This window comes from Myxococcota bacterium (assembly GCA_035498015.1).
Taxonomy (GTDB): Bacteria; Myxococcota_A; UBA9160; order SZUA-336; family SZUA-336; genus VGRW01.
In genome coordinates, this window is sequence record DATKAO010000098.1 from 1 (window position 1) to 13,402 (window position 13,402).

Annotated in this window: 10 protein-coding genes and 1 tRNA gene; 1 reads left to right on the forward strand and 10 read right to left on the reverse strand. The window is 69.1% G+C overall.

The window, feature by feature from the left end:
* The 7 genes from rpmI to VMR86_08445 form a co-directional block, all read right to left on the reverse strand.
* Positions 1 to 178: 50S ribosomal protein L35 (rpmI, locus tag VMR86_08415; protein ID HTO07070.1), on the reverse strand; the 178-nt coding region annotated here is incomplete at its 3' end.
* Entirely contained in the window at positions 165 to 872 is a 708-nt protein-coding gene (gene infC, locus VMR86_08420; protein HTO07071.1) for a translation initiation factor IF-3, read from the reverse strand. The genes rpmI and infC, both read right to left, overlap by 14 nt.
* Positions 859 to 2,793 (reverse strand): threonine--tRNA ligase, encoded by a 1,935-nt coding sequence (gene thrS, locus VMR86_08425; protein HTO07072.1) that lies wholly within the window; start codon positions 2,791 to 2,793, stop codon positions 859 to 861. The genes infC and thrS overlap by 14 nt, the downstream gene beginning before the upstream one ends.
* 27 nt (positions 2,794 to 2,820) lie before the next feature.
* A tRNA-Val gene (locus tag VMR86_08430) sits at positions 2,821 to 2,895 on the reverse strand.
* A 55-nt stretch (positions 2,896 to 2,950) separates the two neighbouring features.
* Entirely contained in the window at positions 2,951 to 4,102 is a 1,152-nt protein-coding gene (locus VMR86_08435; GenBank protein ID HTO07073.1) for a hypothetical protein, read from the reverse strand.
* Positions 4,099 to 7,578 carry a DNA polymerase III subunit alpha gene (dnaE, locus tag VMR86_08440; protein ID HTO07074.1) on the reverse strand — a complete coding sequence of 1,160 codons (3,480 nt, stop codon included), beginning with the start codon at positions 7,576 to 7,578 and terminating at the stop codon, positions 4,099 to 4,101. Before dnaE ends, VMR86_08435 begins: the two co-directional genes overlap by 4 nt.
* 46 nt (positions 7,579 to 7,624) lie before the next feature.
* Positions 7,625 to 8,449, reverse strand: coding sequence for an alpha/beta hydrolase (locus tag VMR86_08445; protein ID HTO07075.1), 825 nt, complete (start codon positions 8,447 to 8,449; stop codon positions 7,625 to 7,627).
* A 91-nt stretch (positions 8,450 to 8,540) separates the two neighbouring features.
* On the opposite strand from VMR86_08445, the gene VMR86_08450 reads away from it, so the two are divergent.
* The gene (locus VMR86_08450) at positions 8,541 to 9,227 is read left to right on the forward strand and encodes a carbonic anhydrase family protein (GenBank protein ID HTO07076.1); all 687 of its coding nucleotides are present in this window, start codon (positions 8,541 to 8,543) and stop codon (positions 9,225 to 9,227) included.
* Here the strand turns inward: VMR86_08450 and VMR86_08455 are convergent.
* From VMR86_08455 to guaB, 3 genes are all read right to left on the reverse strand, one after another.
* Complete coding sequence (locus VMR86_08455; GenBank protein HTO07077.1) at positions 9,185 to 10,117, reverse strand: haloalkane dehalogenase; 933 nt, start codon at positions 10,115 to 10,117, stop codon at positions 9,185 to 9,187. The genes VMR86_08450 and VMR86_08455 overlap by 43 nt on opposite strands.
* A gap of 190 nt (positions 10,118 to 10,307) precedes the next feature.
* Positions 10,308 to 11,849, reverse strand: coding sequence for a glutamine-hydrolyzing GMP synthase (gene guaA, locus VMR86_08460; GenBank protein HTO07078.1), 1,542 nt, complete (start codon positions 11,847 to 11,849; stop codon positions 10,308 to 10,310).
* A 3-nt stretch (positions 11,850 to 11,852) separates the two neighbouring features.
* Positions 11,853 to 13,349, reverse strand: coding sequence for an IMP dehydrogenase (gene guaB, locus VMR86_08465; GenBank protein ID HTO07079.1), 1,497 nt, complete (start codon positions 13,347 to 13,349; stop codon positions 11,853 to 11,855).
* Positions 13,350 to 13,402 lie beyond the last annotated feature (53 nt).

Genomic DNA, 13,402 nt, shown 5'->3' on the forward strand with positions numbered 1-13,402 from the left:
GCTTCAGGCGCGGCTGGTCGACGTCGTCGGCGACCACCATGCCCGTGACCTTGCGCTTCTGCTTGCGGGTGCGGTTGATCAGGCGGTGGCCCTTCCAGCCCTGCGTGCGCGCGATCTTCCCGCTGCCCGTCTTCTTGAATCTCTTCGCGGCGGCCCGCCGCGTCTTAACTTTCGGCACCGTCGGTCTCCTCGTCCTCTTCCTCTTCCTCGTCTTCGAACTCTTCCGCCTCTTCCTCGGCGGCGGACGCCGCTTCGGCCTGGGCTTCGGCCTTGGCTTGCTTGGCGGCTTCGGACGCGCGCCGGGCTTCGATCTTCTTGATCGCCGCGCGGTCGGGTCCGAACATCATCGACAGCATCCGGCCTTCCATCTGCGGCCGCGACTCGGGCTTGGCGATCTCGGCCAGGCGCTTGGTGACTCGCTCGAGCAGCTCGTGCCCGATCTGCACGTGCGTGATCTCGCGGCCGCGGAACGTGACGGTGGCCTTCACTTTGTCGCCTTCCATCAGGAACCGCTCCGCCGCCTTCATCTTGAAGTCGAGATCGTGCCCGTCGATCTGTGGCCGCAGCTTGATCTCTTTCAGCTGACTCTGGTGTTGCGAACGCTTCTGGGTCGAGGCCTTCTTCTTGATCTCGTACTTGTACCGCCCGTAGTCCATGATCTTGCACACGGGCGGCGTGCCATTGGGCGAGATCTCGACGAGGTCGAGACCGATGCGGGCGGCGATGTCGCGCGCTGCATCGGTCGGCATGACCCCGAGCTGCTGACCGTCTTCGTTCACGACCCGCACTTCCGGTACGCGGATCGCGCGGTTCACTCGGACCTTGTCCTTCTCGGGCGCTACGTCGCGCCAACGGCGTCTACGGAATCCCACGCGTTCTGATCTCCTCCTGGATGTTTTTCTCGAATTGCTCGAGCGGCACCACTTCCTGCCCGGCGCTCTTGCGCCGACGCACGCTGACGCTGCGCGAGGCCTGCTCGCGCTCGCCCACGACGAGCGCGTAGGGAATCTTGTGTGTCTCCGCGGCGCGGACGCGGTAGTTGAGTGTCTCGCTGCGCACGTCGGCCTCGGCGCGGATGCCCGCCGCGCGCAGCAGGTCCGCGACCTCGCGCGCGTAGTCGGCCTGGCGGTCCGAGACCGGCAGCACCGCGACCTGCTGCGGCGCGAGAAACACCGGGAAGTCGCCCGCCGTGTGCTCCAGGTAGATCGCGATGAAGCGCTCCAGTGAGCCGAGCACCGCGCGGTGCAGCATGGCCGGCTCGTGCTCGGCGCCGTCGGCGCCGATGTATTTCAGCCCGAAGCGGCCGGGCATGGCGGTGTCGATCTGCAGCGTGCCGAGCTGCCACCAGCGCCCCATCACGTCCTGGAAGTGGCGCTCGATCTTGGGCCCGTAGAAGGCGCCCTCGCCCTTCTTGATGCCGCACTTCGCGCCCGTGGCCTCGACCGCGTCGACCAGCATCTTCTCGGCGCGGTCCCAGGTCTCGATCGAGCCGATGAACTTCTCGGGCCGCGTGGAGACGTACGTCGCGACCCCGCCGATGCCGAGGTCGTGGTCGACCTCGCTGCACAGCTCCATGAAGCGGTGGATCTCTTCGCCGATGTCCTCCCACGCGCAGTAGATGTGGGCGTCGTCCTGGGCCATCGAGCGCACGCGCGTCAGGCCGTGCAACGAGCCCGTGCGCTCGTTGCGGTGCAGGCGCGAGAACTCGGCCAGCCGGAGCGGCAGCTCGCGGTAGGAGCGCTTGCGCGAGCGGAACAGGAGACAGTGACCCGGGCAGTTCATCGGCTTCACGCCGAGCTCTTCGCCCTCTTCGGGGCCGGGGAACAGGAAGAAGTCACCGGCGAAATTGTCGTAGTGACCCGAGGTCTTGTACAGCTCCGCGGAGAAGATCTGCGGGCACATGACCTCTTCGTAGCCGTGCTTGCGGTACAGCCCGCGCATGTAGTCGACCAGCGCGTTGTACAGCGCCAGGCCCTTGGGCAGATAGAACGGCGAGCCCTGCGCCCACTCGTGGAACTGGAACAGCTCGAGCTCCGCGCCCACGCGCCGGTGGTCGCGCTCGCGCGCGGCCTCGAGCCGCGCCAGGTGGTCGTCGAGCTCCTTGCGGTCCTTGAACGCGATGCCGTAGATACGCTGCAGCATCTTGTTGTTCTCGTCGCCGCGCCAATACGAGCCCGCAAGCTCGGTCAGCTTCCAGGCGCCGATCTGCCCGGTGCGCTGCACGTGCGGGCCGCGGCACAGGTCGACGAAGTCGCCGTCGCGAAAGACCGTGATCTCCTCGCCCGCGGGAATGTCGCCCAGGCGCGAGAGCTTGAGCGTCTCGCCCAGTGACTCGAACAGCTTCTGGGCGTCGGCGCGCGAGAGTGTCTCGCGCACGAACGGCCGGTTCTCGGCCACGATCTTGGCCATCTCGGCCTCGATGCGCGGCAGGTCCTCGGGCGTGATGCGCACGGGGATGTCGAAGTCGTACTGGAACTTCTCGCTGTGATCCGAGCGCCCGACGTCGATCCGTGTCGCCGGCCAGAGGCGCTTCACCGCGTCGGCCATGACGTGCTCGGCCGAGTGACGAATCACGGTGCCGCCCTCGGGGTCGCGTGCGGTGATGACCCGGAACTTGCCGCCGGCCGTAAGGGGCAGGCGCCCGTCGACCAGGCGGCCGTCGAGCTCGCCCGCCAGCGCCGCTTTGCCCAGTCCGGCGCCGATCTGCCTGGCGACTTCGAACGAGGTTGTGCCGCTCGGCACACGAAGACGTGTGCCGTCCGGAAGCTCGAGCTGAACTTCGCCGGCGCTCATCGACTCATGATTGGCCCGGGGGCCTGCTGGTAGGCACGGGCGGTCTCGAACCGCCGACCCCTACCGTGTCAAGGTAGTGCTCTACCCCTGAGCTACGTGCCTGTAAACCAGCGAGCCAAGTATCAATTCGGGCGTTGGTAGTCAATTTGGACGCGGGTCAATGCGGACTGAGGGAATCGGGAGCGGCCGGGTGGACCTCCACCCGAAGCCGTGCCTGACCGGCCCCGGCGTCCTCGGGGCTCAGGCCGAAGCCGTCGAAGCGAGTGCTCGCCAGCTTCTCCTGGAGCGCGCCCGGGCCCAGCGGCGAGACCACCTGGAGCGTGGCACCGTGGGGTCGCAGCTCGCGCACCTCGGCGGTCTTCGCGCCCAGCTGCTGCAGCAGCACGCGGCGGACCGACATCACCTGCTCCAGGCTCGTGACGGCATCGAGGCCGAGCTCCACGGGCTTGGACGTCGAAGCCACCGCCTCCCAGTTTCGCTGCAGCTGGAGCGCGAGGTTCTCACCCACCTGGGGCTCGACGGCCTCCAGGGCGTGCATGAAGGCCGTATCGGGGTCGGCGTCGTAGCCGGCACCCTCGAAGCGCGCGACCGCGAGCTCGCTGCCGTCGTCGCTGCGCCGCGCGCGGGCGCGGACCTCGGCCACGCCGCCCGGCGTGGTGCCGTTGGCGGGCCGCCAGTTGAGCTCGAGGTCGAGCGCCACGTCGGCGCCGGTGCCGCGCGCGAGGTCGAGCGCACTGGCCGGGTTCACTCCGGCGCCGGGCCGGAGGGCGGGCTCGACCACCACGAACTGGCGCTCGGCCAGGCTCTTCCGCACCGACTGCTCGAGGTGCGTCGGCGCGCTGGCGGGCACGCCCGCCGTCGAGGGCGCGGGCTTCACCCAGAGCGCGAGCGAGGGCCGGTCGCCCGCCTCGCGCAGGAAGCCCTCGCTCACGAGCGTCGCGCGCAGCTGGGTGGTGTCGATGCGCGCGGTGATCGGCAGCGCGTACTCCTCGACCGCCGGGTCGAGCGGCGAGCGGCGCTTCTCGAGCGCCCCGTCGATGCGGTAGGTGAGCACGAAGCGCTGCGCGATCGGAGCGAGCGTGGCGCGCAGGCGCTCCACGTCGCCCGCGTACTGGTCGTTGCCCAGGATGCCGCGCGCGGCCTCGAGCACCGCGGCCACGAGCCCCGCGCGGTAGGCCGCGTCGCGCGGCGCCGACTCACCGACCTCGCCCGACGAGACCACGCCCTGCACCGAGACACTCACCGGCTCGAGCGCGCGCGCCGAGCCCGCGAGCGCGAGACACAAGAGCGCGGCCGCGGCGCGACTCATGCGACCCGGCATCGCGTCGCCCCCCGGCCGAAGATCCCGTCCAGCTCGCGCACCAGTGACTCCGATACGCGCACCCGATGGCGCGGCAGGTCGAACACCGCGGCGCTGCCGGTCGCGAGCGCCAGCTCGAAGCTCACCGGCACCGTGCCCGGCACGAGGTCGAGCGCGCGGCGCAGGCCGGCGAGCCGGTCGTCGGTGAGCTCGTGCTCGGCCACCGCCACGACCACGCGGCTCGTGCGCTGATTCCAGGCGTCCTCCAGCCGCAGGATCTCGTCGGCGTGGAGCTCGGGCCGTTCCGGCTCGCCCGCCACGTTGCCCTTCACGAGCACCGGCCCGCCGCCCTGGAGCAGCGCCGAGAACTTCGCGTACGTCTTGGGGAAGAACACGATGTCGAGCGTGCCTCCCAGGTCTTCGAGGGTGGCGCGCGCCATGAGATCGCCCTTCTTGGTGTTGGTGACCCGCAAGGCGCCGAGCATGCCGCCGATCCAGACCTCGCGCCGCCGTCCCGGGTCGTCGGGCACGCGGTCCAGCCGGAAGCTCGTGAACAGGTCGAGCGGACGCGCGTGCTCGCGCAGCGGGTGCCCGGTGACGTAGAAGCCGAGCATCTCCTTCTCGCCCGCGAGCAGCTCGGCGCTCGCCCACTCGGGGATCTCGGGCACCGCGGGCTCCTCGCGCTGCGCCTCCACGCCGAAGAGCGACACCTGACCCAGCTCGCGGTCGCGCAGGTCGCGCTGCGCGCGTTCGAGCGCGGGGCCGAGCGCCTGCCAGAGCGAGGCGCGCGTGGCCTTGGTGAAGTCGAACGCGCCGCAGCGGATCAGGCTCTCGATCACGCGCCGGTTGATGCGGCGTGAGTCGATGCGGCGCACGAAGTCGAACAGGCTGGCGAACGGCCCGCCCTCGGCGCGGGTCTCGAGGATGGCGTCGACCGCGCCCTCGCCCACGTTCTTCACGCCGGCGAAGCCGAAGCGGATGCCCTCGGGCACGACCGCGAAGTCGCGCTCCGACGAGTTCACCTCGGGCGCGAGCACCGGAATGCCGCGGTCGCGCGCGTGGCCGATGTATTTGCCGAGCTTGTCCAGGTTCCCCGACTCGATCGTGAGCAGCGCCGCGAGATACTCGCGCGGGTAGTTCGCCTTGAGATACGCGGTCTGGTAGGTGATCAGCGCGTAGGCGGTCGAGTGCGCCTTCGGGAAGGCGTAGCCGGCGAACTTCTCGATCATGTCGAACAGCGCCTGGGCCTTCCTGGCGTCGCAGCCCCGCTCGACCGCGCCCGAGATGAAGCGCTTGCGCTGCTTCTCCATCTCCTCGGGCTTCTTCTTGCCCATGGCGCGGCGCAGGAAGTCGGCTTCGCCCAGCGAGTAGCCCGAGACGCGATTCGCGATCTGCAGCACCTGGTCCTGGTACACGATCACGCCCAGCGTCTCCTGGGTGACCTCTTCGAACTGCGGCAGGAAATACTCGACCCGGGCCATGCCGAGCTTGCGGTCGACGTACTCCTGCAGCGCGCCGGACTCGATCGGCCCGGTGCGGTAGAGCGCGATCAGCGGGATGATCTCGCGGAACACCTTGGGCTTGAGCTTGGTGGCGAGCTCGGTCATGCCGCTCGATTCCATCTGGAACACGCCTTCGGTGTCGCCGCGCGACAGGAGCTCGAAGGTCTTCTTGTCGTCCATCGGGATCGCGGCTACCGAGAACTCGGGGTGACTCGCGCGCACGAGCCGCTCGGCGTCGGACACGATCGTGAGCGTGCGCAGGCCGAGAAAGTCGAACTTCACCAGCCCCACGCGCTCGACCATGTTCATGTCGAACTGGGTCACGACCTCGCCCGACTTCGGGTCGCGGTACAGCGGCACGAGCTCGATCAGCGGGCGGTTCCCGATCACCACGCCCGCGGCGTGCGTCGAGGCGTGGCGCGTGAGCCCCTCGAGCGCGAGCGCGGTGTCGAGGAGCTTTGCGACCTGCGGCTCGGCCGACTTCACCTTGGCCAGGTCAGGCGACGAGTCGATCGCCTCCTGCAGCGAGATGCCGAGCACCTCCGGCACGAGCTTCGCGATCCGGTCCACCTCGCCGAAGGTCATGCCGAGCACGCGGCCCACGTCGCGGATCGCCGCGCGCGCCTGCAGCTTGCCGAAGGTGATGATCTGCGCGACGCGCTTCTCGGCATTGCCCTCGCCGTCGTACTTGCGGCGCACGTACTCGATCACCTGGTCGCGCCCGCGCATGCAGAAGTCGACGTCGATGTCGGGCATCGAGATGCGTTCAGGGTTGAGGAAGCGCTCGAACAAGATGTCGTACTCGAGCGGATCCACGCCGGTGATGCCCAGTGAGTAGGTGACCAGGCTCCCCGCCGAGGAGCCCCGCCCCGGGCCGACCGGGATGCCGTGGTTGCGCGCGTAGGCGATGAAGTCGGCCACGATCAGGAAGTAGCCCGCGAAGCCCATCTTGCAGATGACGTCGAGCTCCATCTGCAGGCGCTCGGCGTAGACCGCGCGCGCGGGCTGGATCGGCTCGTCGAGCGAGAGGCCGAGCCGTTCGCGCAGACCCGTGGCGGCCTGCTCGCGCAGCACCGCCTCGCGCGTGGTGTGACTCGGCACCTGGAACTCGGGCATCTGGTACACGCCGGTCTGCAGCTCGAGGTTGCAGCGCTCGGCGATCTCGACCGTGTTGCTCACCGCCTTGGGCAGGTCGTGGAAGACCTCGGCCATCTCGGCCGCCGACTTCACGTAGAAGCCCTTGCCGTCGAACTTGAAGCGCCCGGGGTCGTCCAGCGTGGTGCCCGTGCCGATGCACAGCAGCGCCTCGTGCGGCCCGTGGTCGTGCGCGTGGAGGTAGTGCGCGTCGTTGGTGGCCACGAGCGGGAGCCGCAGCTCGTCGGCGATGCGCAGGAGCTCCTTGTTCACGCGCTCCTGCAGCTCGATGCCGTGGCGCTGCAGCTCGACGTAGAAGCGGCCAGGGAAGAGCCGCGCGAACTCCTCCGCGAGCTCGTACGCGCGGCGCGTCTCGTTCGACGCGAGCGCGCGGCAGATCATCGACGAGAGACAGCCCGAGGTCGCGATCAGTCCGTCGCTGTGCTGGCGCAAGAGCTCGAGGTCGATGCGCGGCTTGTAGTAGAAGCCCTCGAGATAGCCCTTCGAGACGAGCGTCATGAGGTTGCGGTAGCCCGTCTCGTTCATGGCGATCAGCAGCAGATGGTTGATCGCGTCGAAGCCCGACTTGTCCTGCGCGCGCTTCTCCTTCTCGAAGCGCGAGCCGCTCGCGATGTAGGTCTCGCAGCCGATCAGCGGCTTCACGCCCGCGGCGCGCGCCTTCTCGTGGAACTCGGCCGCGCCGAACAGGTTGCCGTGGTCGGTCATGCCGACGGCGCCCTGCCCCAGCTCCTTCACCTGTTCGAACAGCGGCGCGAGCTTGATGGCCCCGTCCAGGAGCGAGTACTGCGTGTGCAGGTGCAGATGGACGAAGCCGTCCTTCGCGATCAAGAGCGTCCCCCCGGGGGGGATTCTAGAGGATGCGAGTGACTCTGGCCTAGGCGCGGATGAACGCGAGCAGGTCCGCGTTGATGGTCGCGGCCTGGGTGGTCGGCATGCCGTGCGGGAAGCCCTTGTACGTCTTCAGCGTGCCCTTCTTGAGCAGCTTCGCGGACAGCGGCGCCGAGTCGGCGTAGGGCACGATCTGGTCGTCGTCGCCGTGCATCACGTACACCGGCACGTCGATCTTCTTCAGGTCTTCCGTGAAGTCGGTCTGTGAGAAGGCGACGATCCCCTCGGTGTGTGCCTTCACGCTGCCCATCATGCTCTGGCGCCACCAGTTGCGGATCATGCCCTCGGATACCTTCGCGCCCGGTCGATTGAAGCCATAGAAGGGACCGGAGGCGATGTCGAGATAGAACTGCGCGCGGTTGGTCGCGTTCTGGCGCTGGAGGTCGTCGAAGACTTCCTTGGGCGTGCCGCCGGGGTTCGACGGCGTCTTCACCATCAGCGGCGGCACCGCCGAGAGAATCGCCGCCTTCGCCACCCGGCCTGCGCCGTGGCGAGCGACGTAGCGCACGACCTCGCCGCCGCCGGTCGAGTGACCGACGTGGATCGCATTCTTCAGGTCGAGGTGTGCAGTGAGTGCCGCGAGGTCGGCCGCGTAGTGATCCATGTCGTGGCCATCGGCGACCTGCGACGAGCGCCCATGGCCGCGCCGGTCGTGGGCAATGACACGGAAGCCCTGCCCGCAGAAGAACATCAGCTGGGCGTCCCAGTCGTCCGCCGACAGCGGCCAGCCGTGGCTGAACACGATCGGCTGCCCGGAGCCCCAGTCCTTGTAGAAGATCTCGACGCCGTCTTGGGTGGTGATGGTAGGCATGGGCCGATCGTACACCCGCGGCCTCACGATGGGGCATCGGGCCCCATCGGCGGCGGGCCGGATCGACTATGCTGTCGCGAGGGGTGACGCGATGATGATGCGGACGGGCGCAATGCTGGTGGCGCTGCTCGGCCTTGCCGCCCCGGCGCTCGCGCAGCAGGCGAAGTTCGAAGTCCAGACCCAGGCGTCGCAGAGCGCCATGACTCCGGACCAGGCGCTGGAGCGGCTGAAGGCGGGCAACGCGCGCTTCGTGGGCCACGCGATGATGCCGCGCGACTGGCCGTCGGAGGTCGTGGCCACGGCGGCCGGTCAGTATCCGTTCGCCGCCGTGCTCGCCTGCATGGACTCGCGCGCGCCGATCGAGGTCGTGTTCGATCAGGGGCTGGGCGACGTGTTCGGCGTGCGCGTCGCGGGCAACGTGGTGAACGACGACGAGCTCGGGAGCCTGGAGTACGCGCTCCACGCGGGCGCGAAGCTGCTGGTAGTCATGGGGCACACACACTGCGGCGCCGTGAAGGGTGCGCTCGAGGACGTGCGCCTGGGCAACCTGACGGGCCTGGTCGCCAAGATCCACCCCGCGATCGAGGCCGCCCACTGCAGCGACGCCAAGAGCGAGGCGTGCGCGACGGCGGTCGCCGAGCAGAACGTGCGCGAGTCGATGCGCGAGATCCGCGCGCGCAGCCCGCTCATCGCCCACGAGCTCGACGAGAAGAAGGCCGAGCTGGTCGGGGCGATCTACGACGTGGATACGGGCAAGGTCGCGTTCCTGTCCGAGTGAGTCCCGCCCGCCAGTAAGCGCGCCACGAAGCGCGCGATCGCCTCGCCGACGGCATCGGGCGCCTCCTCCTGCATGAAGTGAGCGGCGCGCACGAGCGCAGTCTCCTGGTTCGGCCAGGCGCGGCAGAACTCGCGCTGCGCGCCGATCAGGAAGCCGCCCGGGTCGGCGTCGACGAACAGCTTCGGGATCGGGCTCCGCGACAGCCAGCCGGCGTAGGACTCGACGATCTCCACCACGTCTTTGGGCTCGCCGGCGATCGGCAGCTCGCGCGTCCAGGCCAGCATGGGCAGGCGCGACGGGCCCGGGTTGCGGTAGTGGCGGCGGTAGACCTCGACCGCCTCGCGCGGAATGTTCCGCAAGGGCAGCAGATACTCGATGAAGAGGTTGCGGCGCAGGATCAGGTCCTCGCCTTCTGCGCGGCGCTGGGCCTGGAAGAAGGCGCGCGTCGCGTCGGGCCACTCACTCCAGGAGTGGAACGGCCGCACGATCCCCTCCATGTAGACGATCGCCTTCACGCGCTCGGGATGGCGCTGCGCCCAGTGGAAGCCGAGCGCGGAGCCCCAGTCGTGCACCACGAGGATCACGTTGCGGTCCAGGCGCAGCGCTTCGAACCAGGCGTCGAGATAGCGGCGGTGGTCGACGAAGCGGTACGTGCCGTTCGGCGCGGGGCCGGAGTTGCCCATGCCCACGTAGTCGGGCGCGAGACAGCGGCCGAACGGCAGGAGATACGGGATCACGTTGCGCCACAAGTAGGACGGCGTGGGATTGCCGTGCAGGAAGACGATCGGGTCGCCCTCCCCGGCGTCGACGTAGGCGATGTGGCTGTCGAGCACGTGGACCCGCTTGCGGTAAGAGATCTCCTCGGTCGAGATCTCGACGCGATTGGACATTGTACGAGCCTCCCACGTCTGCCCACGTGGATGTCCCGAAATTTCACCAGCAAGGTGACCGGGAGCCGCGCGGATCGGTCACTCGGAGTGAGTCACCGGCAGCTACGCAAGACGCGCGCCAGGAAGTCGCGCACGAGCGCTGCGGCGATCTCCGGGCCATGCGCCTCGTGCCCGCAGGAACGGGCCGGCTTCACTCCCACTCGATGGTGGCCGGGGGTTTGGACGAGATGTCGTACACCACGCGGTTCACGCCGCGCACCTCGTTCGTGATGCGGCCGGAGATCTTCGCCAGGAGCTCGTGCGGCAGCGGCGCCCAGTCGGCGGTCATGGCGTCGCGCGAGGTCACGCAGCGCAGCGCGATCGTCTGGTCGTAGGTCCGGTAGTCGCCCATCACGCCCACGGACCGCACGGGCAGGAACACCGCGAATGCCTGCCAGAGCTTGTCGTACCAGCCGGCGGCGCGGATCTCCTGCTGCACGATCCAGTCGGCCGCGCGCAGGATCTCGAGCTTCTCGCGAGTCACTTCGCCCAGCACGCGGATCGCCAGCCCCGGGCCCGGGAACGGGTGGCGGCGCGACAGCTCGCGCGGCACGCCCAGCCGGTCGCCCACCTCGCGCACCTCGTCTTTGAACAGCTCGCGCAGCGGCTCGACCACCTCGAGCTTCATCACCTCGGGCAGCCCGCCCACGTTGTGGTGCGTCTTGATCGTGGCGGAGGGGCCGTGCACCGAGACCGACTCGATCACGTCGGGATAGAGCGTGCCCTGCGCCAGGAAGCGCGCGTCGCTGAACTGGCTCGCCGCGCGCTCGAACGCCGCAACGAAGGTGTGACCGATCACGACCCGCTTCTTCTCCGGCTCCTCGACTCCGCGCAGGTTGCGCAGGAACTTCTCGCTCTCGTCCAGCGTGAGCAGCGGAATGCGGAGCTGGTCGCGGAAGCAGCGCTCGACCTCCTCGCGCTCGTGCGCACGCAGGAGGCCGTTGTCGACGAAGATGCAGTGGAGCTGGTCGCCGATCGCCTTGTGCAGGAGCACCGCGACCACCGTCGAATCGACGCCGCCCGAGACGCCGCAGATCACCGTCGACTTCCCGATGCGCGCGCGCAGCCGCGCGAGCTCGTTCTGGATGAACTCGTCCATGGTCCAGGTGCCGGCGAGGCCCGCCACCTGGAACAGGAAGTTCTGCAGCAGCCGGGTGCCGTGCTCGGTGTGTACCACCTCGGGGTGGAACTGCAGCCCGTAGAGCTTGCGGTCCGCGGAGCGCACCGCCGCGAACGGGCAGTTCGCCGAGGTGGCGACCGTCTCGAAGCCGCGCCCGATCGCGGTCACCCGGTCGCCGTGACTCATCCACACGTTCGACACGGCCGGCACGCCGCGGAACAGCGGATCGTCGTGACCCGTGTGCGCGAGCTCGGCACGTCCGAACTCGCGCGCGCCCGCGGCTTCGACCTTGCCGCCGAGCTCTTGCATCATGAGCTGCATGCCGTAACAGATGCCCAGCATGGGCACGCCCAGGCGGAACACCTCGGGGTTGGTCTTCGGCGCGTCGGCGGCGTACACGCTCGCGGGCCCGCCCGAGAGCACCACGGCGCGCGGCGCGATCTCGCGCAGCCGCTCACTCGTGACCCAGGGCGGCACGATCTCGCAGTAGACGTGCAGCTCGCGAATCCGGCGCGCGATCAGCTGCGTGTACTGGCCGCCGTAGTCGACGACGATCGCGCGCTCTGGGCTCACCAGCTACTTGCTTTCGAGCCAGTAGTTCGGCGGCTCTTCGGTGATGATCACGTCGTGCGGGTGTGACTCGCGCAGGCCGGCCGCGGTGATGCGCACGAACTGGGCGCGCCTGCGCAGCGCCTCGAGGTCGGGCGCGCCGATCAGCCCCATGCCCGAGCGCACGCCGCCCATGAGCTGATACAAGCTGTTCGAGAGCGGGCCGCGGTGCGGCACGCGGCCCTCGACGCCTTCGGGCACCAGCTTGGCGGGCGACTTCACTTCCTGCTGGAAGTAGCGGTCGCGGTAGCCCTCGCGCATGGCGCTCATGGAGCCCATTGCGCGGTACACCTTGTAGGAGCGGCCCTGGTGCAGCACCACGTCGCCCGGGCTCTCGTCGGTGCCGGCGAACAGTGACCCGATCATCACCGTGTCCGCGCCCCCGGCCAGCGCCTTCACGATGTCGCCCGAGTACTTGATGCCGCCGTCGGCGATCAGCGGCACGCCGTGGCGCTTGCACACCTCGGCGGCGTCCATGATGGCCGTGAGCTGCGGCACGCCCACGCCGGCTACGATGCGCGTGGTGCAGATCGAGCCCGGACCGACGCCGCAGCGCACCGCCGAGACGTGCGCCTTGATCAGCGCCTCGGCGCCCTCGGCCGTAGCCACGTTGCCGCCGACGATCTCGACCGACGGGAAGGCCGCGTGGAGCTCCGAGATCGCGCGCAGCACCGCCTCGGCGTGACCGTGCGAGCTGTCGACCAGGAGCACGTCGGCGCCGGCGCGGATCAGCGCGTCGGCCCGCTCGATCGCGTCCTTGGTGACTCCCACCGCTGCGCCCACGCGCAGCCGGCCGAGCGGGTCCTTGTTCGCGTTGGGGAAGAGCTGCTGCTTCTCGATGTCCTTGATCGTGATCAGCCCGCGCAGGTTGCCGAGGTCGTCGACCACCAGGAGCTTCTCGATCCGGTTGGCGTGCAAGAGCTCCTTGGCCTGCTCCATCGAGACGCCCAGGCGCACCGTGATCAGCCCGTCGCTGGTCATCACCGTCGAGACCGGCGCCTCGCGGCTGCGCACGAAGCGCAGGTCGCGGTTGGTCACGATCCCGACCAGCTTCTCGCCGCGCACCACCGGCAGGCCCGAGATGTGGTGCTCGTGCATGATGTCGAGCGCGTCCTGGATCGGCTGGTCGGGCTCGAGCGTGATCGGCTCCACGATCATGCCCGACTCGGAGCGCTTGACCTTGGCGACCTCGGAGGCCTGCGTCTCGATCGAGAGGTTCTTGTGGATGAAGCCCAGCCCGCCCTCCTGGGCCATGCAGATGGCCGTGCGGTGCTCGGTGACGGTGTCCATGGGGGAGGACACGAGCGGAATGCGCAGGCGAATCGACGGAGTCAGGTTCGCCGACAGATCGACGTCGACCGGGTGCACCGACGACGGACCGGGCAGCAGCAGGACGTCGTCGAACGTCAGTCCGTCGCGAATCGCTACACCCCTACCAATGGCCTCGGGCTCGGGATCGCGCATCGCCTCTCCCCGCGCTGGAGATGGGCGCGCACTTTAGTGGGGGGTACCCCCAG